Source organism: Nonomuraea fastidiosa, from assembly GCF_042751225.1.
Lineage (GTDB): Bacteria > Actinomycetota > Actinomycetes > Streptosporangiales > Streptosporangiaceae > Nonomuraea > Nonomuraea fastidiosa.
The window spans coordinates 5022878-5046004 of sequence record NZ_CP170570.1; the positions used below are offsets into that span (position 1 = coordinate 5022878).

A 23127-nucleotide genomic window follows, 5' to 3' on the forward strand; every position below is an offset into this window, starting at 1 on the left:
GTCAGAAGGGGGAGTCGGTGTAGCAAATCCCGACCGGGGACCCCGACTTGTTGCGTTCCATGGTGAAGATCATGGCCGAAGCGTTGCTGTTGGCCAAAGCCGGTGACCAGAGCCGGGAGACGGAGGGGTGCGTTATGTCGGGAGGCGCGCTTGCCGCGACCGCAGGCCCGCCGGGTGGGGAGGGCAGGTGCTCTGGCCAGGGGCGGGCAGGTGCTCTGGCCAGGGGCGGGCAGGTGTTCCGGTCAAGATTGGGCAGGCGGGGGTAGGCGGGTCTTCCGGTCAGGAGTGGGCGGGGGCAGGTTTTTCAGGCAGGGGTGTGCAAATTCTTCCGGTTAGCGGCAGAGGTTCAGGGCTTTTGCGAGGGCCTGGAGGCGTTGAGGGCTGGCCAGGCCGGCGTGGTACAGGTGGAACTCTGTGGCTCCGGCCTTGCTGTACGTCCTGAGCTGGTCGGCCAGCACTTCCGCGTCGGCGGGGCGGGGTGGGAGGGCGAGGACGTAGGCGCCCACTCGCTGGGACGCGGTGGCGAGCTCGCCGAGGCGGGTCAGGCGGGCGGCGTCCGTGGCAGGGTCGCCCCAGCAATTGCCCACCAGGACGTCGACGTCCGGCTCACCCGCGGGGAGGGGAGCGAAGGCGCCGGTGGCCCACGGGTCGGGGTTGGCGTGCAGGGTGATGGGAACGTTCGGGGCGGTTCGCTTGGCCACGCTGATCAGGCGTTGGCGGAGGGTTGTGGTGAGAGCTGTGCGGATCTCCCGTACCTCGTCTGCCAGGTCGCCCAAAGCCTGGTCGACGGTCATCGGGCCGGTTGAGGGCTGCACGGCGGGCGTGGAGCCTGCCGAGTTTGCGGTGGTGTGGTCCTTCGCGGAGCTGGTGGTGATGCCGCTCGTGACAGGCGTTGCGGTGGTGCCCCTCGTGACGGATGTTGCGGTGGTGCGGTCTGGTGCGGAGCCCGTGGTGCTGTTGTCCGTTGCGGAGCCTGGCATGGTGCCGTCCGTTGCCGGGCCTGGCGTGGTGCCGTCTGCCGCGGGGCCTGGCGTGGTGTTGTCCGTTGCGGGGGCTGGGGTGGTGCGGTCTATGGCGTTGCGGATGACGGACCTTGCCGGCTCGGGGTAGCGGGGGGCGCAGTTCGTGCAGAAGCAGAGGGAAAGGAGGTCCGTGTCGGTGGGGGTCCAGTCGGCGCCGGAGGTCTTCTCGTGCACGCTCGTGTGGCCGAAGCCCATCGGGCCGCAGGCCTCCAGGATGAGGCCGTCCGGCTCGCCCAGGTTCAGGATCTCGCTGACCAGGTTTTCGCAGTACTCGATGACGTCCTCGTGCGACGGGCACAGCGCGTACGGGTACGCGTCGCCGAAGGCGTTGCGCACGACCAGGTCGGGGTGGGCGGCGCCGAGGTGGGAGTTATGGGTGAGGACGGTCCAGGCGTGCACCTGGAGGCCCACGGCCTTGAGTGCGTCCCTGGCCTGCAGGTAGGCGTCGGCAGGAGTCCAGGTGGGGGCGGCGGGCACCAGCCGGGACCAGGACGACGGGCGGATCGGGAGGTAGAAGGCCGGATACGGCACGTCCAGCACGCGATGTGCCGGGTGGTACGGCGTGGCCGCCCGCGTCGAGTGGTAGCTGGCCGCCAGCGCGACCGCCTCGACGCCCAGGTCGGCCAGGCGGCGCGGGGCCGACGGGTCACCGACCACGTCCCAGGGGTACAGGTAGGCGACGTTCACCACAGGGCTCTCCTTGCCGGAAGTGTCATAGCTGCTGGTCTTTTGGGTGTTGGTCTTCGTGGTCGTGGGTGGGTTCCCTCGACTCCGATGGTGGTTTCTGGCGGTCGGGGTTGCTGTGCGATTCGGCTTGTGGCTCGTTGGGGTGGGCGGTGGTGTTTCGGATCGGTCAGGGGTGGCCGGTGGTTTTTCCGGTCCGTCCGGTGATGGGCGGTGGTGCTTCGGTTCGGTCGGTGTTGGGCGGTGGTGTTTTGGCTCGGCTGGTGGTGGCCGGTGGTGTTTTGGTTCGGTCGGTGTTGGGCGGTGGTGTTTTGGCTCGGCTGGTGGTGGCCGGTGGTGTTTTGGCTCGGTCGGTGGTGGGTGGGGGAGTTTCGGCTCGGCTGTGGTTCGGTCGGTGGTGGGTGGTGGTGTTTCTGCCCTGTGGGCGGGGGCCTCTCCTTACTGAGCAGTCCCCTGTGGGGGTGGGTGCGTGGTGTCCGTGTTCTGAGGGGGTCCTACCTTCCCAGCCTGAGGTGGGTGGGGTTACCAGCGGGGGCGCTTGGCGGTGAAGGACGGGTCGAAGCGTCGCATATACGACGTGTCGTCCCGCTTCCTGATCCCGCACTTCTCGTACTGCTCGTTCATCACCGCCAGCGCGTCCCTGTCGAGTTCCACGCCGAGACCCGGGGCGGTGGGAACGGGGACGGCGCCGTTCTCGAAGCGCAGGGCGCCGGGCGCGACCACGTCCTGGCCGTCCTGCCAGGGGGTGTGCGTGTCGCAGGCGAACGTGAGGTTCGGCGTGGCGGCGGCCAGGTGCGTCATGGCGGCCAGGCTGATGCCGAGGTGGGAGTTGGAGTGCATCGACATGGACAGGCCGAAGGCGTCGCACATGGCGGCCACGTGCGAGGAGCGTACGAGACCACCCCAGTAGTGGTGGTCCAGGAGGAGGACGCCGATGGAGCGGGCGGCCATGGCGGGCGGGAAGTGTTCGGGGGCGACCACGCACATGTTGGTGGCGAGCGGCATGGGGACGGCGGCGGCGACCTCGCCCATGCCCTCGATGCCCGGCGTCGGGTCCTCCAGGTACTGGAGCGCGCCGTCGAGTTCGCGGCCCACGCGGATCGAGGTCTGCACCGTCCAGGCGGCGTTCGGGTCGAGGCGGAGCGGTACGCCGGGGAACGCCTCGTGCAGCGCCCTGATCGCGGAGATCTCCTGGTCGGGCGGGTAGACGCCGCCCTTGAGCTTGATGGACTGGAAGCCGTACTCGTCGATGAGCAGCTTCGCCTGCCGTACGATGCCCGCTTCGTCCAGGGCGGCGCCGAAGCGGTCCGGCTCCTCGCCCGGGTGGCCGGCCCACTTGTAGAAGAGGTACGCGCTGTACGGGACGGCGTCCCTGACCCGGCCGCCCAGCAGATCGCTCACCGGAACGCCGGCCGCCTTGCCGCGGATGTCGAGGCAGGCCACCTCGAAGGGGGAGAAGACGCGGTCGACCGTCTTCTCCTTCGTGGTCGCGCCGGCCCTTTTCGTTCGTGGCGCCCTCGGCTGACGTCGTCTCCTTCGTGGCGTCGCCGGTCGGTTTTCTCCTCGCCGCCGCATCGGTCTGCTCGTCGGACGGGCCGCCTCCATGGGCGGCCGGCGGTGCGCCGATGGTGGCGGCGACTCTGGCGTACATCTCGTTGAGCGCGTGGACGTCGAGCCCGACCAGAGCGTTCGCGCAGTCGCGTACCTTGGCGAGATGCCGCAGGTCACCGTACGTTTCGCCCAACCCGCTCAGGCCTTCGTCGGTGACGACCTCGACAATGGTACGGAGAGCCCACGGCTCGTGGACTCCGGCGGCGTTGAGGAGGGGCGGATCCCTGAAGGCGACGGGAGTTACATGGATCTGCCGAATGATCATTCGCTCGCCGTCCATATATGTGAACGATGGCCAGATTTGTGGACAAGTTGCCGCAACTGTAAGAATCAGGCTGAAGAAGTGTCAAGACTCCGAAGGGCCTTTCGATGATCTACGGACACGACCCCAGGACCGGCGAAACCGTGGGTGCCGCCCTGCCCGAGACCGACAGCGCCGGTGTCGACAGGATCGTTTCCGCTGCGGCCGCTGCCGGAGCGGCGTGGCGGGCGACTCCGGCCGCCGAGCGTGCCGTCGCGCTTGAAGCCGTCGCCGACGCGCTCTCCGCTCACGTTGACGAGCTGTGGCGGCTCGCCGACCAGGAGACCGCCCTCGGCGAGGGACGCCTGCGCGGCGAGGTCGCGCGTGCGGCAGGCCAGTTCAGGCTCTTCGCGGAGGTCATCAGGGACGGCGGCTACCTTGAGGCGATCATCGATCACGCCGACCCCTCGCTGACGCCGCCCCGGCCCGACGTGCGCCGGGTGAAGCAGGCGTTGCCGGGTGTGGTCGCGGTGTTCGCGGCGAGCAACTTCCCGTTCGCGTTCTCGGTGGCCGGTGGCGACACCGCCTCGGCGCTCGCGGCCGGTTGCGCCGTGGTCGTGAAGGCGCACCCCGGGCACCCCAACACCTCCGAGCGGGTCGCGAAGATCGTGCGCGAGGCACTGCCCAACCCCGACCTGCTCGGTCTGGTGCAGGGCATGCAGGCGGGCGTCGACCTGGTCAAGCACCCCAGCGTGGTAGCGGCCGGGTTCACCGGGTCGGTGGCCGGAGGCAAGGCCATCCAGAAGCTGATCGACGAGCGGGAGACGCCCATCCCGTTCTACGGCGAGCTGGGCAGCGTCAACCCCGTGGTCGTGCTGCCGTCGGCGCCGGCCAAGGAAGTGGCGACCGGGTTCGCCGCGTCCCTGACGCTCGGAGTCGGACAGTTCTGCACGAACCCCGGCCTGCTGTTCGTGCCCGAGGGCGACGAGCTGCGCAAGGCGATCGTCGAGGCCGTCGAGGGTACGACCGGCGGGCCCATGCTGGCCGAGCGCATCCGCGACAACTACCTGGGCGGCGTCGAGCGGCTGAGCCAGCTGCAGCTCCTGGCCGAGGGCAAGCCGGGGGAGGGGAGCTGGGCGGTCACGCCCAAGGTGTTCACCACCGACCTCGACACGTTCGCGGCCAAGCTGCCCGCCATCGGCGAGGAGTGCTTCGGCCCGGCGTCCATCGTGGTCACCTACCGCGACGTCGCCGACCTGCGGCCGGTGCTGGAGCGGCTCGACGGGTCGCTGACGGCGAGCGTGCACAGCACGGAGCCGCAGGAGGCCGCCGAGGTGGTCGAGGTCCTGGGCAGGAAGGCCGGGCGGCTCATCTGGAACGGCTGGCCGACCGGCGTCGCCGTCTGCTGGGCCATGCACCACGGCGGGCCCTGGCCGGCCGCCACCACGACCACCACGTCCGTCGGTGCGACCGCGATCGAGCGGTGGGTCGCGCCGACCGCGTACCAGGACTGGCCGGAGGAGCTGCTGCCCGACGAGCTCAAGGACGCCAACCCGCTGTCCATCCCGCGCCGGGTGGACGGCCGGCTCCAGGTGAGCTGACGTAGACAGGAGGGCTCGCCGAACGGGGATGAGGGTGCGTGGTCGCACCTCGACCCGGCTCGGCGGGCCTTTCGTCGTTTCCAGGCGTCGCCGGAGAGTGCTTTGTAGGCGTCGCCGGACGGCCGGACGGTGGGCAACGCGCGCCGCGAAGCGAGCGGCTACCGGTCAGCGGTCGGCCGGTGTGCGGGGGCGGGGGCCAACGAAGGGCGTGCGGGGTCAGGTGCCGGCTGAAGGGCGTGCGGGGTCAGGTGCCGGCGAAGGGCGTGTGGGGTCAGGCGGGCGGTGAAGGGTGTGCGGGGTCAGGCGTGCGGTGAAGGGCGTGTGGGGTCAGGCGGGCGGTGAAGGGTGTGCGGGGTCAGGCGTGCGGTGAAGGGTGTGCGGGGTCAGGCGGGCGGTGAAGGGGGTGTCGGGGGTCAGGTGGTGGTGAGCTTCGGGCCGGTAACAAGGCCGGTGACGAGGTAGGGCGGCATGAGCAGCAGGCCGTCGGCGCCCGCGGGGGGCGGCGGCGCGGGCCAGGGAACGCGCGGTGCGCAGCAGGCCGTCGGCTCCGGCGAAGACGGGGACGCGTCCCGCGGTGGCGGTGGCGACGACCCGCTGGTGCTCGCCGGAGTGAGGGCGCCGGTGCCGCAGGCGGCGAACACTCCTCCGGCTCCGGCGGCGACGCCGTCGGCCACGTGGCGGGCGAGTACGGATTCGGCGAGCCCGCCGTCGGGGCCGAACGGGGTCACGGGGAGGACGAGTACGCCGCCTGACCGCATCGACGGTCCTTCCCTGGGCTAGCGGATGCCCTCCCTGCGCAGGGTGGCAGCCAGCTTGCGGGTGTGTTTGATGATCGCTTCGGTGATCTGCTCGACCTCGGAGCGGGGCAGCCCTGCGGGCATGGAGCAGCTGATGGCGTCGGTGGCCGGGATGCGGTAGTCGACCGCGACGGCCACGCAGGCGACGCCGGGGGTGCCCTGCTCGCGCTCGTAGGCCCAGCCGCGGGTGCGGACCTGGTCGAGCTCGTCGGTGAGCTTGGTCAGGTCGGTGATGGTGTGCTCGGTGAGCGCGACCAGCGGCGAGGGGAGCAGGGCGACGACCTCGTCGTCGGTGAGCTGGGCCAGCAGCACCTGGCCGAGTGCGGTGACGTGGGCGGGCAGCCGGCGCCCGACGCGGGGGATGACGTGGTCGGCCTCGCGGGACTCGCGGGTGGCGAGGTAGAGGACGTGGGCGCCGTCGCGCCGCGCGAAGTGCACGGTCTGCCCGATCTCGTCACGCAGGTCCTCCAGGCAGTCCTGGGCGAACGGCAGCGCGGGGTCCTTATCGAGGTAGGCGGTGCCGGTCAGCAGCGCGTGTGGCCCGATTCCGAAGGCGGATCTGGCGGAGTCGGTCTCCACCCAGTTGAGCTCGACGAGCGTGCGCATGAGAGCGTGCAGGCTGCTGCGCGGGAACCCGGTGCGCTGCTGCAGCTCCGAAAGCGTCAGGTGGTCGTGCGACTCGGCGAGCGTCTCCAGGATGCGTACGGTCCGCTCCGCGGACTTGACCAGCGGGGGCTGCTCCATGCTCATCCCATCTCGTATCCTTCGGTGGCTTCGAACATCCAGGATATTGGATGACGTCCAGATACATGGATGCCTAACCCTTGACCGCACCGCTGGTGAGACCGCGCATGAACTGCCGCTGGAAGGCGAGGAACGCGATGATCGACGGCAGCAGCGCCAGCAACGACGCCGCGAGCAGCACGCCGATGCCGACCTCCTCGTCCGAGCGGAGTGAGCGTAGCGCGATGGGCAGGGTCCACATGTCCGACTCCGGCGCCACGATGAGCGGGAGCAGGTATTGGTCCCAGATCATGGTGAACCCGAACACGCCGATCACCCCGAGCGCCGGGCGGCACAGCGGCACGATGATCGTCGCGAAGATGCGCAGCTCGCCGGCCCCGTCGATGCGCGCGGCCTCCTCCAGCTCCACCGGCACCTCCTTCATGAACTCGGTCATGACGAGGATGGAGAAGCCCCAGGCGCCGACGGGCAGGATCATCCCGGCGTAGGTGCCGATGAGGTTGACGTTCAGCAGCGGCATGTCGGCCAGGACGAGCGAGAGCGGGATCGCGATGATCTCCTCGGGGAGCATCATCGTGGTCAGCATGAGCAGCATCACGAACGTCATGCCGCGGAACTTCTTGCGCGCCAGCGAGTACGCCGCGAAGACGCTCACCAGCATCTGCAGCAGCAGCCCGAAGCCGACGACGATGAAGGAGTTCAGCAGGTAGAGGTAGACGTTCTTGTCCTTGGCCTGGATGAAGTTCTCCAGCGTGAACTCGTCCGGCCACAGGGAGAAGGAGGTGGGGTCGAGGGTCTTGCTGAACGCGCTCATCAGCAGCCCGACCAGCGGCCCGGTGAACACGATCACCATGGCGCCGTAGATGATGACCTTGGCCAGGCGGGCTAGCGGCCCCCGCCGGGCCTCCAGCCCCAGCGCGCTGTCGAACGTCATGATGCGGCCTGCCTTCTGCGCAGCATCTGCACGATCAGGGTGAGCACCAGCGTGGCGACGAACAGCACGATCCCGCCCGCCGAGGCGACGCCCAGCTCGTTCTTCTGGAAGCCGAGCTTGTAGATCAACGTCATCAGCACCTCCGACGAGCCGTTCGGGCCGCCGTTGGTGAGCACGTACACCTCGACGAAGACCCGCAGCCCGCGGATGGCGGCGAGGGTGAACAGGATCCAGAACACCGGCCGCAGCGCCGGCAGCGTGATGTGGCGCAGCCGCCGCCAGGTGGAGGCGCCGTCCACGGCGGCCGCCTCGTACAGTGCGCGGTCCACGCCGACCAGCCCGGCCAGGAAGATCATCATGTCGTACGGGGTCCCGCGCCAGATGCTCATCAGCATGATCGACCACAGCGAGGAGTTCTCGCTGGCCAGCCAGGGCTGGGGGTCGATGCCGGCCCAGCCGATGATGGTGTTGAGCATGCCGCTGTCGGCGGGGTGGAACATGATGCGCCAGACCTCGGCCACGGCCGCCATCGTGGTGACGACCGGCAGGAAGGCCGCGGTCCTGACGAACCACAGGTAGCGGGCGGGCCCCTCGATGAGCAGCGCCAGGCACAGGCCGAGCACGATGGAGCCGATCGTGGTGCCGAGCGCCAGCACCACGCTGTGCCAGATGGCCGAGGCGAACTCGTCGTCGGTGACGATGGTCTCGTAGTTCTTCAGGCCGACCCACTCGTCGCCGAGGAAGGTCTGCACCTTGAACAGGCTCTTCCACAGCCCCACGAACATGGGGATGAACTTGAAGTACAGGAAGAGCAGCAGCGCGGGCGCCAGGAACAGCCAGGCGATCAGCGGCCCTCGCCAGCGCACCGCTCGGGTGGGGCCGGCAGGGGACGCCGTCCGGCCGCGCGCCGGGGTGAGCGTGGAGGTCATGAGGCGTTCTGGCTCTGCAGTTCCTGGGTGAGCTTGGTGTTGAGCTCATCCATGGCCGTCTTGACGTCGGCCGAGCAGTCAGCCCACACGGCGTTCATGGCGTCCGCCGAGGTCTGGCGGATCGGCGCCCAGTTGGGCACCGGCGGGGCGTAGACCGCGTGCTCGTACGACTCCTGGAACACCTTCCAGCGCGGATCCTGACGCTCGGCGGACATGTCCACGGTGGTGTTCACCGGCAGGCGGACGATGGCGCCGTTGGCGTCCTTGTTCATGCCGATGCGCTGGCCTTCGGGGGAGATGGCGAACTCGGCGAACTTCTTCTGGCCCTCCGGGTTCTCGGAGCCGGCCATCATGTAGACGTTCTCGCCCTCGCCGAGCGTGCCGGGGCCGCCCGACGGGCCCTTCGGCACGGGCAGCACCTCGATCTTGTCGGAGCCGATGCTGTTGACGAACCGCGCCAGCACGTACGGGCCGACCAGGTAGATGCCGCCCTGCCCCTTCTCGAAGACCTCGTGGGTGACGGTCGTGTCGTTGCTGACGGCGCCGGGGTTGACGGTCTTGGTCTTGCAGAACTGGTCCTGCAGGTATTGCACGGCCTCGACGGTCTTGGGGTCGTTGACGGTGGCGGCGTACTTGCCGTTGCCCGTGGCGGTCACGAAGTCGCCGCCGTTGGCGTAGATGAGGGAGGAGGCGTACCAGGAGGCGTAGCCGCGCTTGGTGCCCGCGGGGGCGACGAAGCCGGAGGTGTCCTTCTCGCCGTTGCCGTCGGGGTCCCGCTCGGTGAAGGCGACGGCGAGTTTCGTCAGGTCGTCCCAGGTCGTGGGCGGTTCCAAGCCGACCTTCTCACGCCAGTCCTTACGTACGATCAAGGCGAACGACTGGGCGGAGAACGGCGCGGCGTAATACTTGCCGTCGCTGCCCATGGCGGCCTTCCACGCGGTTTCTGCGAGCTGGTCGGCGCCCGCGAGGCCGGCTTTGTCGACCGGCTGGATCCAGCCCTGTGACACCATGTTTCCGAGTTGCGCGGTGTCGTTGATCACGATGTCGGGAAGGCGGCGCTGCGCGGCCTGCTGATTCAGTTTGGTCTCGAAGTCATCGAAAAGCGCGACGACTTTCGTCGGCACCCCGCTGGCCTTGGTAAAAGCGTCGGCCAGCTTCTTGGCGGTCTTGGCGGAGTCGGAATCGGGCGGCTGCCTGATCCAGATCTCCAAAGTGTTGCCCGAACCTGACGAATCCCCGGAACCGCAGCCTGTCAGTCCTGCGGCGAGGGTCGCGGCCAGCGCGACCCCCAGCAAACGACGTGACATCAGACCGCCTCCTGTTCACATACGTGGACGCGAGTCGTGCACTTGAATGTTTGTCTGTGAACGTAACCGTGGCATGGCTCACGGTCAACATTCAAGGATGTGAATTTGCATCAGAATCGTGTACACCATGGAGTCATGCGCATTCTCATGACGGGAGCCGCGGGAAAGGTCGGGAAGCTGCTCCGGCCCCGGCTCGCCCGCGAAGGTCGTACGCTGCGGCTTTCCGATATTCATCCGGTGGAGCCGGGTCCCGGCGAAGAATGGGTGACGGCCGATCTCGCCGATCCCGGCGCCGTGGCCGAGGCCATGAAGGGCGTGGACGCGGTGCTGCACCTCGGCGGTCAGAGCAGGGAGCACCCCTGGGCCGACATCGTGCGTGCCAACATCGATGGTACGCAGGTGCTGCTGGAAGCGGCACGCGCGGAGGGCGTCCAGCACCTCGTCCTCATGGGCAGCCACCACGCCGCGGGCTTCCACACCCGCCCGAAGGACGGCGCGGACCTGCCCGACTACGCCTTCCCGCGCCCCGACACCTTCTACGGCGTGAGCAAGGTCGTCATGGAGGCGCTCGGCAGCCTCTATCACGACCGCTTCGGCATGCACATCACCGTCATCCGCCTCGGCACCTGCAACGAGGGCCCCGTCGACACCCGCGGCCTGGCGACCTGGATCTCTCCCGACGACCTGACCCGGCTCGTCAAGGCCGGCCTGACCGCCGAGGGCTACCACGTCGTCTGGGGCGTCTCCGACAGCCCGCGCCGCTGGTGGTCGCTTGAGGAGGCCAAGGCCATCGGGTACGTCTCGAGAGACTCCTCCGAGCAGTTCGCCCCCGCGCTCATCGCCGAGCAGGGCGAGCCCGACCTCAGCGACCCGGTGCACGACCGCGCCGGCGGTATCTTCACCCTCAACGAGCTCGGCGGGAAGTGGTGAACCCGGCGTGACAGCGCGCCGCCCGTTGTAGCAACCGGTTGCACAAACCTTGACGCCGTTATTCGGCAAGGCCAGGGTTTACAGTGGCAACCGTTTGCAAGGGAGGACGGCGATGGCGGCGACGATCAAGGACGTGGCCCGTGCCTGCGGCGTACACGTGTCCACCGTGTCGCGCACCTTCTCCGCGCCGCACCTGGTCAACCCCGCCACCAGGAGCCGCGTGCTGGCGGCGGCCGACGACCTCGGCTACCGGCCCAACCGGGCGGCCAGGGCGCTCACCACCGGCCGCACGTTCAACATGGGCCTCATCGTGGCCGACATCGCCAACCCGTTCTTCCCGCCGCTCATCAAGGCCGCGCAGGCGCAGGCCAGAGGGCGCGACTACCACGTGTTCGTGGCCGACACCGACGAGGACCCGCGCGTGGAGGAGGAGCTGATCAGGACGTTCACCAAGCAGGTGGACGGCGTCCTGCTGTGCAGCCCCCGCCTGTCGAACAAGATGATCGAGCGCCTGGCCGAGGACGTGCCGTTCGTGGTGATCAACCGGCGCATCAAGGGCATGCCCGCCGTGCTCATGAACGTCGCCCAGGGCGCCAAGCTCGCGCTTGAGCACCTGGCCGGGCTCGGCCACCGCAGGATCGCGCTCGTCTCCGGCCCGATCGGCTCCTGGACCAGCAACGAGATGCAGGGCGTGGCCGCCGAGACCCCCGGGCTGGACCTGATCTTCTTCGGCCCCAACCAGCCGACCGAGGCGGGCGGGCTGTCCGTGGCACCCGAGGTGGCGGCCTGCGGCGCCACCGCCGTGCTGGCCTACAACGACCTCGTGGCGCTCGGCCTCATCGAGGGCCTGGCCGCGATGGAGATCGGGGTGCCGGACCAGATAAGCGTGATCGGATTCGACGACATCCTGCCCGGGCGGCTCAACCGCCCCAAGCTGACCACGGTCGCGATGCCGGCCGTGCAGGCGGGCAGAATGGCGGTCGATCTGCTCCTGCAGTCGGGGGGCGAGGGCGCGACGGTGACCCTCGACACCGCCCTCATTGTCCGCGAGTCCACGGGAAGGGCACAGAAATGATCTTCGGAACGCTGCCGTCTGGCCGGCAGGTCGAGCAGGTGGAGCTGTCGTCGGGGCGGCTGCGCGCCGAGGTGCTCACGTACGGCGCCATCGTGCGCACGCTGGAGGTCTCGGGCCGCAACGTCGTGCTCGGGCTCGACACGCTCGACGACTACCGCACCCGCAGCCGCTACTTCGGCGCCGTCGTCGGCCGTTACGGCAACCGCATCGCCGGCGGCCGCTTCACCCTCGACGGCACCGAATACCGGCTGCCCGTCAACAACGGCCCGAACAGCCTGCACGGAGGCACCGAGGGCTTCGACAGCAAGGTGTGGACGATCGCCGACCGCGGCGACGCGTCGGTGACGCTGACGCTCGTCAGCCCCGACGGCGACCAGGGTTACCCGGGCACGCTGACCGCGTCGGTGACGTACACGCTGGAGGACGACGCGCTGCGCATCGACTACACCGCCGAGACCGACGCGCCGACCGTGGTCAACCTGACCAACCACTCGTACTTCAACCTCAAGGGCGTGGGCGAGGGCGACATCCTCGACCACGTCATCCGCATGGAGGCCGACCACTACCTGCCGGTGGACGCCGACAAGATCCCCACGGGCGAGCTGGCGCCGGTCAAGGGCACGCCGTTCGACTTCACCGAGCCGCACACCGTGGGCGAGCGCTATGACGGCGCCTACGACCACTGCTTCGTGCTCAACGGCGGCATCACGGTCGCCGCCGGCGGCCTGACCATGGAGGTCACCACCACCGAGCCGGGCGTGCAGTTCTACGCGGGAAGCATGCTCGACGGGGTCGAGACGCCGTACGGGCCGTTCGCCGGGCTGTGCCTGGAGACCCAGCACTTCCCCGACTCGCCGAACCAGCCGCAGTTCCCCTCCACGGTGTTGCGGCCGGGCGAGCGCCGCACCTCCACCACCACTTACCGCTTCATCTAGCCCGCGTCGCGGGGCAGGGCGGCGGCGGCCCTGATCACCAGCAGGGCCACGTCGTCCTGCGACGGCTCGGGTGCGAACGTCTCGACGGCGTGCCGCACCCGCTCGGCCACGCCGTGCGCGCTCAGCCCCGTGCAGCCCGACAGCAGCGCGGCCAGGCCGTCGTCATCGTCGAGCAGCCGGTCGCCGTTGCGCCGCTCGGTCACCCCGTCGGTGACGCACAGCAGCACCTCCTCGGGCGCCAGCTCGAACGTCTCCACGTGGAAGCGGGCGCCCGCCTCGATGCCGAGCAGAAGCTGCGGGGTCGCCATCGCGCTGACCTCGCCGTCCGGCCGCAGCCGCAGCGGCGGCGGGTGACCGGCCGAGGCGATCGTGCACAGCGCGCCGCCCTGCGGCAGCGGCGTCAGCTCGCCGTACAGCAGGCTGAGGAACCTGCCCTCGTCGCCCTCCTCGAGCAGCGCGTTGTTGAGCCGGTCGAGGATGTCGGCCACCGTGTAGTGCTCCTTGGCGAGCAGGCGTACGGCGTGCCTGGCCAGCCCGGTCACCGCGGCCGCCTCGGGGCCGCTGCCGCACACGTCGCCCAGCGCGAAGCACCAGTGGTCGCCGACCGTGAACAGGTCGTAGAAGTCGCCGCCGACGTCGGCGCCCTCCTCGGCGGGCTCGTAGACCACCGCCGACTCCAGGCCGGGCACGGGTGCCACCCGCATCGGCAGCAGGCTGCGCTGCAGCACGCGCGAAGTGGTGGCCTGGCGGGCGTAGAGCATCGCGGTGTGCAGGTTGAGCGAGACCAGCCGGCACAGGTCCGACAGCAGGTCGGCCAGCTCCAGCGGCAGCGTCGGCTCGCTGCGGCCGATCACCAGCGTGCCGTACGACCTGCCCTGCGTGAGCAGCGGGAACGCCAGCACGTTCTCCTCGCCGATCGGCCAGGAGTCCTCATCCAGCGCCGTGCGGGGGATGGCGGGCAGCGACGCGCGCAGCTCGGCGTTGTTGCGCTCGTCGCTGTGCCAGACGTGCGCCAGCCTGGTCATCCCGGTCAGGTCGGTGAGATAGACGGCCGCCCACGTGGCGATCTTGGGCACCACGAGCTGCGCGGTCAGCGCCGCGATCAGCTCCTCGTCTTGCACGCCCGCCAGCAGCTCGCCCGCCTCGGCCAGGAACGACAGCCGCCCCCGATGCGCCCTGTCCTGCTCGGCCAGCCGGGCCCGCTGCACCGGGGCGGACACCTGGGCCGCGACGTGCTCAAGGCTCAGCGTCAGATCCCGGTCGAACCGGCCGGGCCCGGCCGCGGTCGCCACCAGGTAGCCGATCACCTCGTCGCCCGCCAGCAGCGGCGCGCACGCCATCGACCTGGCCTTGAGCCGGTCGGCCAGCTCGACGTCGCCGGCCAGCAGATCGTCCGACAGCACCGGCGTCCTGCGCTCGGGCCCGAACATCCCTGAGGGCAGCGCCCCGACCAGGCCCGCCGTCCCGCCCGCGCCCGCCGCCACCCCGAACCTGTCGCCGCCCTCGGCGGGCAGCAGCACGTACGCCGCGTCGCCGCCGCTCGACACGTGGACGATCCGCGCGACCGTCTCCAGCAGCTCGGCGAACGGCATGTCCCGGTCGAGCAGCTCCTTGATCCGCCGGCCCGCCTCACCGCGCATCGGCGCCGCGGGCGGCATCAGCACGGTGCGGTGCTCGGCGGGCACCACCATCCAGATCGACCTGCGCTCACCGGTGTGGCCGTGGGTGCGCAGCTGGGAGACGTAGACGGGGACGAGCCCGCCGTCGCGGTGGCGCATGCGCGCCTCGCCGCGCCACCGGCACAGCGCCAGCGTGTCGATCAGCGACAGCGCGTACGGCCCGTGGCCCTGCCAGGCCACTACATCCTTCAGCGACCGGCCCACCACGTCGTCGGCCCGCCAGCCGAGCAGCCGCTCCGCCTCGGAGTTCCAGGACTCCACCACGCCGTCGAGATCGGCCACCAGCACGCCCACGCGCAGCGTCTCCAGCGGCACCGCGGACGGCGCGCCCGGCGCCTGGGCGGCAGGCTCGTGCGGCTCGTAGCCGTCGCCGATCTCCATGCGCACCCAGACCCGCTTGGCGCGCTGGGTGTAGGTGACGCCCCACGCGTCGGCCAGCATGCCGGCCAGCGCCAGGCCGCGCCCGGAGGCCGCCTCGCCGGACGGCAGGCCCGCGGCGGGCGGGATCGCGCGGGCGGGATGGTGGTCGTCGACCTCGATCTCGAGCCTGGCCGGCGTCGCCCCCACGTCGAGCCGGCAGGTCAGCTCGACGCCGGTGCCCGCGTGCACCACGGCGTTGGTGACGAGCTCGCTGGTCAGCAGGATGGCGTCCTCGGTGAGATGGCTCAGGCGCCACTCGCCGAGCACCTGGCGGACGAACTTGCGCGCGTGCGCCGGTGCCTGCGGAGTGCCGTCGAAGGCCGTGCTCGACACTCTGGTCGTGTCCACTCTGCCGTCCTAGAACATCACTCGATGTGTCAGTTCGGTCACTCTCAGAGTGGCAGACTGATGCCGTTGATACCTCCGGTTGTGAAAAGGCCGCCATGATCGCCTTCGGGCAGGTGGGCGGTCACCTTTCGGGCGTCCGCGTGTCAGGACACCGGCGAGCCTACGCGCGTACCGGGGTGTCTCCGTCGTACCTTTGGCATCATGGCCACCCGTACGCCGAAAAGCGCATCGAAGGGGCCGGCGAAGCGGTCGACCTCGTCTCGCTCGACCCCCGCCAAGCGCGGGGCGACGCCGGCGGGACGGCCCAGGGCGAAGGGATCCGCGTCCGGCCGTAAACCCCCGGTGACCCACCCCGATCCGATCACGTGGGTGTTCACCATGCTCGGCAAGCTGGTCGTGGGCCTGTGGATGCTGTTCGCCAACGGCATCGGCAGCGCGGCGCGGGCGGTCGGCAAGAACGCCCGCGAGCTCGACCCGGCGCATCGGCGTGACGGCGTGGGGCTGACCGTGCTCGCGGGCGCGATCGTGCTCGCGGCCATGACCTGGCGCACCTCCGACGGCGCGGTGGCCGGGGCGGTCAACGCGGCCGTGCGCGGCATCTTCGGCTCGCTGGCCTGGGTGCTGCCGCTGCTGCTCGGCCTGCTGGCCTGGCGCTACCTGCGCCATCCCGACCAGAACGCCGACACCGGCCGCATGGTGATCGGCTGGGCCGCGCTGCTGGTCGGCGTGCTCGGCGTCATCCACGTCTCCAACGGCACCCCCTACCCGGCCGGCGAGGGCCAGGGCATGGACAAGGTGTCGGCGGCCGGCGGCATGATCGGGTTCCTGGTGTCCGCGCCGCCCATGAGCATCCTCCCCGCGTGGGTGACGATCCCGCTGCTGCTGCTCCTGTCCGGGTTCGGGGTGCTGGTGATCACCGCGACGCCCGTCCACCGCATCCCCGAACGGCTGGCCGAGCTCAAGCACCTGCTGTTCGAGCGGCAGGCGGAGCCGGCGACGCCGAAGCCGCAGCCCAAGAAGCGGGTCAGGACGAAGAAGCCGGACGACGGCGACGGCGGCGAGAGCGGCGACGGCATCAAGCCGTACGACACGCCGGTGCTGGCCGAGAAGGACAAGCGCACCGACCACTCGCCGGAGATCGTGCCCGGGTTGACCGGCGAGGAGGACAAGCCCGCTCCCGAGGCCGAGAGGCGTCCTGAGCCGCCGCTGCCCACGCCCGCGCCCCGCAAGGTGGAGCAGCTCGTGCTGTCGCCCCAGGCGGGCCCCTACGTCCTTCCCGACCTGTCCTACCTCAAGCCGGGCACCCCGCCGAAGCCGCAGACCAAGGCCAACACGCAGGTGGTCAACGCGCTGACCAGCGTGCTGGAGCAGTTCGGCATCGACGCGCAGGTCATCGGGTTCACCCGGGGCCCGACGGTGACGCGCTACGAGATCGAGCTGGGGCCCGCGGTCAAGGTGGAGAAGGTCACGGCGCTCACAAAGAACATCGCGTACGCCGTCAAGTCCGCCGACGTCCGGATTTTGTCGCCTATCCCCGGCAAGTCGGCCATCGGGGTCGAGATCCCGAACGCCGACAAGGACCTCGTGGCGCTCGGCGACGTGCTGCGCTCCCAGGTGGCGCAGGCCGACCACCACCCGATGATCGTCGGCCTGGGCAAAGACGTCGAGGGCCGCACCATCGTGGCGAACCTCGCCAAGATGCCCCACCTGCTCATCGCGGGTGCCACCGGCGCCGGTAAGTCCGTCTGCGTCAACGGCCTGATCACCAGCATCCTCATGCGCGCCACCCCCGACGAGGTGCGCATGGTGCTGGTCGACCCCAAGCGGGTCGAGCTCAGCGTGTACGAGGGCATCCCCCACCTCATCACCCCCATCATCACCAACCCGAAGAAGGCCGCCGAGGCCCTCGAATGGGTGGTGGGGGAGATGGACCGGCGCTACGACGACCTGGCGGCGTCGGGCTTCAGGCACGTGGACGAGTTCAATAAGGCCGTGCGTGCGGGCAAGCTGCAGCCGCCGCCCGGCAGCGAGCGCGTCTACCAGCCGTACCCGTACCTGCTGGTCATCGTGGACGAGCTGGCCGACCTGATGATGGTCGCGCCGCGCGACGTCGAGGACTCGATCGTGCGCATCACGCAGCTCGCCCGCGCGGCCGGCATCCACCTCGTGATCGCCACCCAGCGGCCGTCGGTCGACGTGGTCACCGGCCTGATCAAGGCCAACGTGCCGTCGCGGCTGGCGTTCGCGGTGTCCTCGCTGACCGACTCCCGGGTCATCCTCGACCAGCCGGGCGCCGACAAGCTGGTCGGGCAGGGTGACGCGCTCTTCCTGCCGATGGGCGCGAGCAAGCCGATCCGCATCCAGAACGCGTTCGTCTCCGAGAAGGAGATCTCCGAGGTCGTCAAGCACTGCAAGGAGCAAATGCAGGTCGAATACCGCGAGGACGTCACGGCGGCCCCCGTCAAGAAGGAGATCGACGAGGACATCGGCGACGACCTCGACCTGCTCATCCAGGCCGCCGAGCTGATCGTGACCACGCAGTTCGGCTCGACCTCGATGCTCCAGCGCAAGCTGCGGGTCGGCTTCGCCAAGGCCGGGCGCCTGATGGACCTGCTGGAGAGCCGCGGCGTGGTCGGCCCGAGCGAGGGCTCGAAGGCCCGCGAGGTGCTCCTGAAGCCCGACGACCTCCCCGGTTTGCTGGCAAGCCTGCGTGGCGAATGACCCCAATGCGTGCTTGCACGGCGATAACTGATTGAATATCTCCTACCACGAAGAGTAGTCGGTGTGGTGGGGGGCGTTCGCTGTGCAGGAGCAGAGCATCGGGGCCATGCTGGCGGCAGCCAGGCAGTCGGCAGGGCTGACGGTCGCGCAGGTCAGTGCGGCGACCAGGATTCGCGAGGCGATCATCCATGGCATGGAGCGGGACGAGTACGGCGACTGCGGAGGTGCCTTCTACGCCAGAGGGCACGTCAGGGCGTACGCCAAGGCCGTGGGGCTCGACCCCGAGGCCATCGTCCATCTCTATGACCAGCAGCACGGCGGGGCTCCGCAGCCCATGCCGGCGTCGTCGGTCTTCCAGGCCGACCGCAAGATCAACCTGCCGGAGCGGCGGGGGCCCAACTGGACGATGGCGCTCGGGTTCGCGCTGGCGATCGTGGTGGTCTTCGGCATGATGCGGGTGCTGGGAGGGGGCGGCGACCAGGTCCGTACGGGCGACATGCGCGCCGCGTCGGCCCGGCCGAGCGTCCCGCCCAACACCCCGCTCACCGAGACGCCGAGGCCGTCGCCGTCGAACGCGGCGGCCAAGAACGCCAAGAACATGGTCACGGTGCGTATCAAGGCCAAGCGGTCGTCGTACGTCAACGTGCACGACGCCGAGGGGCGCAAGCTCTTCGCCGGCACGCTCAAGGCGGGCAAGACCTCGACCTGGCGGGCGCCGAACAAGGTCAACGTGCTGCTGGCCGACGCAGGAGCGGTGACGCTGCACGTCAACGGCAAGAAGGTGAAGGGTCTCGGTGGCCGGGGAGAGGTCGTGCGGCGCTCGTTCGGGCCGCAGAAACCCCAGTCGAGATAGCCGTCACAGGGCCCTCTGGGGCGGCCGGCGGGGAGCCAGTGCATCGGGTGGTGGCCAACTCCCGATACCGTAGTGTTCACCATGTCATCCCGCCGAACCGCATCGCTGATCACTCTGGGCTGCGCACGCAACGAGGTCGACTCCGAGGAGCTGGCCGCGCGACTCGAGGCTGCCGGCTGGCAGCTCGACGACGACGACCCCGAGGTCGTCGTCGTCAACACGTGTGGCTTCATCGAGTCGGCCAAGAAAGACTCGATCGACACGCTCCTCGCCGCCGCCGACTCCGGCGCCAAGGTGGTCGCCGCGGGCTGCATGGCCGAGCGTTACGGCAACGAGCTGGCCGAGGCGCTGCCCGAGGCGAGCGCGGTCATCTCGTTCGACGACTATGCCGAGATCGGCGATCGGCTCGACGACGTGGTGGCGGGCCGGCCGCTCAAGCCGCATACGCCGCGTGACCGCCGCACGCTGCTGCCCATCACGCCGGTCGAGCGGGCCGCGGCCCCCAGGACCGCCATCCCCGGCCACGGCGAGCTGCCCGAGGGCCTGGCGCCGGCCAGCGGGCCGCGCGTGCTGCGCAAGCGGCTCGACGAGAGCCCGGTGGCCTCGCTCAAGCTGGCCTCCGGCTGCGACCGGCGCTGCACGTTCTGCGCCATCCCGGCCTTCCGCGGCTCCTACGTCTCGCGCCGGCCGGACGAGCTGCTGGCCGAGGCCGACTGGCTGGCCCACAGGGGCGTGCGCGAGCTCGTCCTGGTCAGCGAGAACTCCACGTCCTACGGCAAGGACCTGGGCGACCTCAGGTCGCTGGAGAAGCTGCTGCCGAAGCTCGCCGCCGTCGAAGGCATCGAGCGGGTGCGGGTCAGCTACCTCCAGCCGGCCGAGCTGCGTCCCGGCCTGATCGACGTGATCACCGGCACCGACGGCGTGGCCCCCTACTTCGACCTGTCCTTCCAGCACGCCAGCGGCACCGTCCTGCGCAGGATGCGCCGCTTCGGCGACCCCGAGCGCTTCCTCGGCCTGCTGGAGAGCATCCGCGAGCGCGCTCCCGAGGCGGGCGTGCGCTCCAACTTCATCGTGGGCTTCCCCGGCGAGACGGAGGAGGAGTTCGCCGACCTGGTGCGCTTCCTCGAGGAGGCCAGGCTCGACGTGATCGGCGTGTTCGGCTACTCCGACGAAGACGGCACCGAGGCGGCGAACCTGCCGGGCAAGCTCGACCAGGAGGTCATCGACGAGCGCGTGCGCGTGCTCACCGAGCTGGCCGAAGAGCTGACCGCCCAGCGCGCGGAGGAGCGCATCGGCACCGAGCTCGACGTGCTGATCGAGGAAGACCTGGGCGACGGCGGCTACGAAGGCAGGGCCGCGCACCAGGGGCCCGAGGTCGACGGCTCGGTCACCGTTCAGGGCATCGGCCTGGTCAGAGGGCAGATCGTCCGCGCGGTCGCGGTCGACGCCGAGGGCGTCGACCTGATCGCGCGCATCAAGGCCGGTCCATGAAAAGGGACGAGCGCCGGGTGGTCAGCCCGTGGAACATCGCCAACGTCCTCACGGTCCTCCGGTTGGCGCTCGTCCCCTTCTTTGTCGTCTGTCTCTTCATGCCTGGCACGGGCTGGCGGGTGGCCGCGCTGGCCGTCTTCGCGGTGGCCTCGATCACCGACCACCTCGACGGCGAGCTGGCCAGGCGCTACGGCCTCATCACCGACTTCGGCAAGATCGCCGACCCGATCGCCGACAAGGCGCTCACCGGAGCGGCGCTGATCTGCCTGTCGATCCTGCAGGAGCTGCCCTGGTGGGTCACGCTCGTCATCCTCGGCAGGGAGCTGGGCATCACCGCGCTCAGGTTCGTGCTGCTGCGGCATGCGGTCATCCCGGCCAGCTACGGCGGCAAGGTCAAGACCGTGCTGCAGATCGCGGCCATCGTGCTGTATCTGCTGCCGTTCGTGCCTGATCCCGTACGGTGGGCGGTGATGGGCGCGGCCGTGGTGGTCACCGTGGGCACGGGCATCGACTATGTCGTCCGGGCCGTCCGGCTGCGTAAAGTGGCCAAGCGGGCGCGTGAGGGGCAGTGAAACGATGGCGGATGCGGCCGAGATGCTCGACCTGCTGGTCGGCGCCGGCGCGACGATGGCGGTCGCCGAGTCGCTGACCGGTGGGCTCATCGGGGCGACGATCACCTCGGTGCCGGGGGCGTCGAAGGCGTTCCGCGGCGGGGTGCTCTCCTACGCCACCGACCTCAAGCACGAGCTGCTGGGCGTGCCCGCGGAGCTGCTGCGGCGTGAGGGCGCGGTGCACCCCGAGGTCGCCGGCGCCATGGCGGCCGGGGTGGCACGGCTGTGCGGGGCGACGTACGGGCTGGCCGTGACCGGGGTGGCCGGGCCGGAGCCGCAGGACGGCAAGCCCGTGGGCACCGTCTACGTCGCGGTCGCGGGGCCCGGCGGCCGGAAATGGACGCGGGAACTGAGACTGGAGGGGTCGCGCGAACGTATCAGGGTAGAGACGGTGGACGAGGCAGTCGATCTCCTGTCAGGTGTGGTGAAGGCGAACATAGGGGAACATTCCGGGTGATTACCGTGTTACGTCCCGAGCGAACATGCGATGTGCGGTCTGACGCGGTGTCGGTGGATACGGGTACGGTGGAGCTGTGAGTGAGGTCCGTGAGCCAACTGCAAGCACCGAGCGCCCGGCAGGCGGGCCTGATGAGTCGCGCAACGAGCCACGAGCGGCGGTTCAGGGCCGGCGACGCCCCATGATGACGGCGAGGAGTATGTACGAAGCTAAGAAGACCGATGTGCGGCACGATCCGATCGCGCGGGGCGTGGTGAAGTCATCCGCGCCGGGGAGGGAGCGACAGATGATTCTGCTGCGTCAGCTGCTCGGCGACGTGCTGAGGCGGTTGCGGGTCCGGCAGGGACGCACGCTACGCGAGGTGTCCACGCTGGCCCGGGTTTCGCTCGGCTACCTCTCCGAGGTGGAGCGCGGCCAGAAGGAAGCCTCGTCCGAGCTGCTCGCGTCCATTTGCGGCGCGCTCGGCGTGCCCCTTTCGCAGGTGCTGCGTGAGGTCTCCGACCAGTTCGCGCTGGCGGAGCTGCAGGCTGCCCCTGTGCTGGCCGACGTGCCCGAGCACGAGCGCCTGGCCCTTTCCGAGTCGGTTCCGGGGTCGATATCCGACTCCGTGTTCCCCGAGGTCAAGGACATGGTGGCTGCCTAGCGAGGCTGGCAGCTCGCACACCACAGGATCAGCCGTTCCTGTGGCTGCGCCCCCATCTCCCCACGGCTGATGCGGGTGCCGCATCGGCGACATGGCCTGCCGGCTCTGCCGTAGACCCAGGTCGCGTTCGCTGGGCGGCGATCCCCTGTGGTCACCGTGCCCGCATGCCCCTTGTTCGCTTCCAGCAGCCGCTGGGCGAGTGACACGACCCCTTCGAGATCCTCGATCTCCCCGACCTTCTTCCACGGCCAGATCCCGCGCAGGAAAAGGGTCTCGGCGCGATAGATCGTGCCGATCCCGGCCAGGTTGCGCTGATCGAGCAGCGCCTCCCCGATGGTCCTGCCGGGCTCCGCTCGCAACCTCCGCACGGCCTCGTCCATGTCCCAGTCAGGGCCGAGCAGATCCGGCCCCAGATGGCCTACGAGCCGCCCCTCGTCGGCCGTCCTGACGAGATCGACCATCCCCAGCTTCAGGCCGACCGCCTGCCACCGCTCGTTGGCCAGGATCAGCCGCACCTGGTCGCCGGGCCTGGTGGGGCGGCCAGCCTGGCATGACCCGCCAGCTGCCGTCCATGCGCAGGTGCGTGTGCACCGTCAGGTCGCCCTCGACCCGGGTGAGCAGGTGCTTGCCGCGCGACAGCGTGGTGATGACCGCGCGTCCCGACAGGTCGGCGGTGGCGTACCGGGGGACGCGGAAGTCCGAACGGACCAGCACACGGCCGTCGAGCGCGCCCCTCAGGCGCGCGGCCGTGCGGTAGACGGCGTCTCCTTCGGGCACGCCCCCAGTCTAGGAATCGCCCGCGCCTGCGTGCGCCGCCGGGTACTCTCCGTGACGATTCCGGTGGATCATCGCTTTCCGTGATCGTGCTCGTCGTAATGACGCTCTGGACTTCGCCTTGACGAAGGGCTTGAGCGGGGCATGCCGGAGATCACGGATTCACCTGCGGGGGATCCGACCGAGGTCACGGGCCACCGCTTGACCGGGCGGCCGGCGCCAGACGTGTTCCTGGGGCGCTCGGAGAGCGAGGCACCGGCTTGACGGCAGTTCCTGGGGCGCTCGGAGAACGGTGAGGCACCGGCTTAACGGCCGGGACC

At 69.9% G+C, this 23127-nt stretch carries 20 protein-coding genes; 10 read left to right on the plus strand and 10 right to left on the minus strand.

Features of this window, described 5'->3' with window-relative positions; translation table 11 throughout:
* Positions 1-332: 332 nt before the first annotated feature.
* Positions 333-1712 (minus strand): hypothetical protein, encoded by a 1380-nt coding sequence (locus ACFMQL_RS23430; RefSeq protein ID WP_378787023.1) that lies wholly within the window; start codon positions 1710-1712, stop codon positions 333-335.
* Positions 1713-2228: 516 nt separating this feature from the next.
* Positions 2229-3107 carry an enolase C-terminal domain-like protein gene (locus tag ACFMQL_RS23435; protein WP_378787024.1) on the minus strand — a complete coding sequence of 293 codons (879 nt, stop codon included), beginning with the start codon at positions 3105-3107 and terminating at the stop codon, positions 2229-2231.
* A 579-nt stretch (positions 3108-3686) separates the two neighbouring features.
* On the opposite strand from ACFMQL_RS23435, the gene ACFMQL_RS23440 reads away from it, so the two are divergent.
* A complete protein-coding gene (locus ACFMQL_RS23440) occupies positions 3687-5159 on the plus strand; it encodes an aldehyde dehydrogenase (NADP(+)) (RefSeq protein WP_364057340.1) in 1473 nt (490 codons plus the stop codon).
* Positions 5160-5572: 413 nt separating this feature from the next.
* Here ACFMQL_RS23440 and ACFMQL_RS23445 read toward each other — a convergent pair whose 3' ends face one another.
* From ACFMQL_RS23445 to ACFMQL_RS23465, 5 genes are all read right to left on the minus strand, one after another.
* Positions 5573-5917 carry a hypothetical protein gene (locus ACFMQL_RS23445; protein ID WP_378787025.1) on the minus strand — a complete coding sequence of 115 codons (345 nt, stop codon included), beginning with the start codon at positions 5915-5917 and terminating at the stop codon, positions 5573-5575.
* Positions 5918-5935: 18 nt separating this feature from the next.
* The gene (locus ACFMQL_RS23450; RefSeq protein ID WP_364057334.1) at positions 5936-6706 is read right to left on the minus strand and encodes an IclR family transcriptional regulator; all 771 of its coding nucleotides are present in this window, start codon (positions 6704-6706) and stop codon (positions 5936-5938) included.
* A gap of 67 nt (positions 6707-6773) precedes the next feature.
* A complete protein-coding gene (locus tag ACFMQL_RS23455) occupies positions 6774-7634 on the minus strand; it encodes a carbohydrate ABC transporter permease (RefSeq protein ID WP_364057331.1) in 861 nt (286 codons plus the stop codon).
* Entirely contained in the window at positions 7631-8563 is a 933-nt protein-coding gene (locus ACFMQL_RS23460) for a sugar ABC transporter permease (protein WP_364057328.1), read from the minus strand. Before ACFMQL_RS23460 ends, ACFMQL_RS23455 begins: the two co-directional genes overlap by 4 nt.
* Positions 8560-9870, minus strand: a complete 1311-nt coding sequence (locus ACFMQL_RS23465) for a sugar ABC transporter substrate-binding protein (RefSeq protein ID WP_364057325.1) — start codon at positions 9868-9870, stop codon at positions 8560-8562. Before ACFMQL_RS23465 ends, ACFMQL_RS23460 begins: the two co-directional genes overlap by 4 nt.
* 135 nt (positions 9871-10005) lie before the next feature.
* Here ACFMQL_RS23465 and ACFMQL_RS23470 point away from each other — a divergent pair, with 135 nt between their 5' ends.
* The 3 genes from ACFMQL_RS23470 (at position 10006) to ACFMQL_RS23480 (ending at position 12810) form a co-directional block, all read left to right on the plus strand.
* The gene (locus ACFMQL_RS23470) at positions 10006-10800 is read left to right on the plus strand and encodes an NAD-dependent epimerase/dehydratase family protein (protein ID WP_378787026.1); all 795 of its coding nucleotides are present in this window, start codon (positions 10006-10008) and stop codon (positions 10798-10800) included.
* A gap of 112 nt (positions 10801-10912) precedes the next feature.
* Positions 10913-11875: a LacI family DNA-binding transcriptional regulator gene (locus ACFMQL_RS23475; RefSeq protein WP_364057319.1), complete on the plus strand. Its 963-nt coding sequence runs from the start codon at positions 10913-10915 to the stop codon at positions 11873-11875.
* Positions 11872-12810: an aldose epimerase family protein gene (locus tag ACFMQL_RS23480; protein WP_364057316.1), complete on the plus strand. Its 939-nt coding sequence runs from the start codon at positions 11872-11874 to the stop codon at positions 12808-12810. The genes ACFMQL_RS23475 and ACFMQL_RS23480 overlap by 4 nt, the downstream gene beginning before the upstream one ends.
* Here the strand turns inward: ACFMQL_RS23480 and ACFMQL_RS23485 are convergent.
* A complete protein-coding gene (locus ACFMQL_RS23485; RefSeq protein WP_364057313.1) occupies positions 12807-15257 on the minus strand; it encodes a SpoIIE family protein phosphatase in 2451 nt (816 codons plus the stop codon). The two genes, ACFMQL_RS23480 and ACFMQL_RS23485, sit on opposite strands and share 4 nt — an antisense overlap.
* A 201-nt stretch (positions 15258-15458) precedes the next feature.
* Between ACFMQL_RS23485 and ACFMQL_RS23490 the strand changes: the two genes are divergently transcribed.
* From ACFMQL_RS23490 to ACFMQL_RS23515, 6 genes are all read left to right on the plus strand, one after another.
* Positions 15459-17978 carry a DNA translocase FtsK 4TM domain-containing protein gene (locus ACFMQL_RS23490; RefSeq protein WP_364057310.1) on the plus strand — a complete coding sequence of 840 codons (2520 nt, stop codon included), beginning with the start codon at positions 15459-15461 and terminating at the stop codon, positions 17976-17978.
* A gap of 106 nt (positions 17979-18084) precedes the next feature.
* The gene (locus ACFMQL_RS23495) at positions 18085-18831 is read left to right on the plus strand and encodes a RodZ domain-containing protein (RefSeq protein WP_364057307.1); all 747 of its coding nucleotides are present in this window, start codon (positions 18085-18087) and stop codon (positions 18829-18831) included.
* An 81-nt stretch (positions 18832-18912) separates the two neighbouring features.
* Entirely contained in the window at positions 18913-20322 is a 1410-nt protein-coding gene (gene rimO / locus ACFMQL_RS23500; protein ID WP_364057304.1) for a 30S ribosomal protein S12 methylthiotransferase RimO, read from the plus strand.
* Positions 20319-20894, plus strand: a complete 576-nt coding sequence (gene pgsA / locus ACFMQL_RS23505) for a CDP-diacylglycerol--glycerol-3-phosphate 3-phosphatidyltransferase (RefSeq protein ID WP_364057301.1) — start codon at positions 20319-20321, stop codon at positions 20892-20894. The genes rimO and pgsA overlap by 4 nt, the downstream gene beginning before the upstream one ends.
* A 4-nt stretch (positions 20895-20898) precedes the next feature.
* Positions 20899-21390, plus strand: coding sequence for a nicotinamide-nucleotide amidohydrolase family protein (locus ACFMQL_RS23510; protein ID WP_364057298.1), 492 nt, complete (start codon positions 20899-20901; stop codon positions 21388-21390).
* Between the two features lie 286 nt (positions 21391-21676).
* A complete protein-coding gene (locus tag ACFMQL_RS23515) occupies positions 21677-22033 on the plus strand; it encodes a helix-turn-helix transcriptional regulator (protein ID WP_364057295.1) in 357 nt (118 codons plus the stop codon).
* Here ACFMQL_RS23515 and ACFMQL_RS23520 read toward each other — a convergent pair.
* The gene (locus ACFMQL_RS23520; RefSeq protein ID WP_378790199.1) at positions 22030-22539 is read right to left on the minus strand and encodes a hypothetical protein; all 510 of its coding nucleotides are present in this window, start codon (positions 22537-22539) and stop codon (positions 22030-22032) included. The genes ACFMQL_RS23515 and ACFMQL_RS23520 overlap by 4 nt on opposite strands.
* Positions 22421-22810, minus strand: a complete 390-nt coding sequence (locus ACFMQL_RS23525; protein WP_378787029.1) for a DNA-formamidopyrimidine glycosylase family protein — start codon at positions 22808-22810, stop codon at positions 22421-22423. Before ACFMQL_RS23525 ends, ACFMQL_RS23520 begins: the two co-directional genes overlap by 119 nt.
* Positions 22811-23127: the final 317 nt, after the last annotated feature.

Excerpts from the sequence above, each read along its gene's own strand:
- ACFMQL_RS23440 (WP_364057340.1), top strand. The coding sequence starts at position 3,687 with ATGATCTACGGACACGACCCCAGGACCGGCGAAACCGTGGGTGCCGCC.
- ACFMQL_RS23445 (WP_378787025.1), bottom strand. The coding sequence starts at position 5,917 with ATGCGGTCAGGCGGCGTACTCGTCCTCCCCGTGACCCCGTTCGGCCCC.
- ACFMQL_RS23450 (WP_364057334.1), bottom strand. The coding sequence starts at position 6,706 with ATGAGCATGGAGCAGCCCCCGCTGGTCAAGTCCGCGGAGCGGACCGTA.
- ACFMQL_RS23455 (WP_364057331.1), bottom strand. The coding sequence starts at position 7,634 with ATGACGTTCGACAGCGCGCTGGGGCTGGAGGCCCGGCGGGGGCCGCTA.
- ACFMQL_RS23460 (WP_364057328.1), bottom strand. The coding sequence starts at position 8,563 with ATGACCTCCACGCTCACCCCGGCGCGCGGCCGGACGGCGTCCCCTGCC.
- ACFMQL_RS23465 (WP_364057325.1), bottom strand. The coding sequence starts at position 9,870 with ATGTCACGTCGTTTGCTGGGGGTCGCGCTGGCCGCGACCCTCGCCGCA.
- ACFMQL_RS23470 (WP_378787026.1), top strand. The coding sequence starts at position 10,006 with ATGCGCATTCTCATGACGGGAGCCGCGGGAAAGGTCGGGAAGCTGCTC.
- ACFMQL_RS23475 (WP_364057319.1), top strand. The coding sequence starts at position 10,913 with ATGGCGGCGACGATCAAGGACGTGGCCCGTGCCTGCGGCGTACACGTG.
- ACFMQL_RS23480 (WP_364057316.1), top strand. The coding sequence starts at position 11,872 with ATGATCTTCGGAACGCTGCCGTCTGGCCGGCAGGTCGAGCAGGTGGAG.
- ACFMQL_RS23490 (WP_364057310.1), top strand. The coding sequence starts at position 15,459 with ATGGCCACCCGTACGCCGAAAAGCGCATCGAAGGGGCCGGCGAAGCGG.
- ACFMQL_RS23495 (WP_364057307.1), top strand. The coding sequence starts at position 18,085 with ATGCTGGCGGCAGCCAGGCAGTCGGCAGGGCTGACGGTCGCGCAGGTC.
- rimO (WP_364057304.1), top strand. The coding sequence starts at position 18,913 with ATGTCATCCCGCCGAACCGCATCGCTGATCACTCTGGGCTGCGCACGC.
- pgsA (WP_364057301.1), top strand. The coding sequence starts at position 20,319 with ATGAAAAGGGACGAGCGCCGGGTGGTCAGCCCGTGGAACATCGCCAAC.
- ACFMQL_RS23510 (WP_364057298.1), top strand. The coding sequence starts at position 20,899 with ATGGCGGATGCGGCCGAGATGCTCGACCTGCTGGTCGGCGCCGGCGCG.
- ACFMQL_RS23515 (WP_364057295.1), top strand. The coding sequence starts at position 21,677 with ATGATTCTGCTGCGTCAGCTGCTCGGCGACGTGCTGAGGCGGTTGCGG.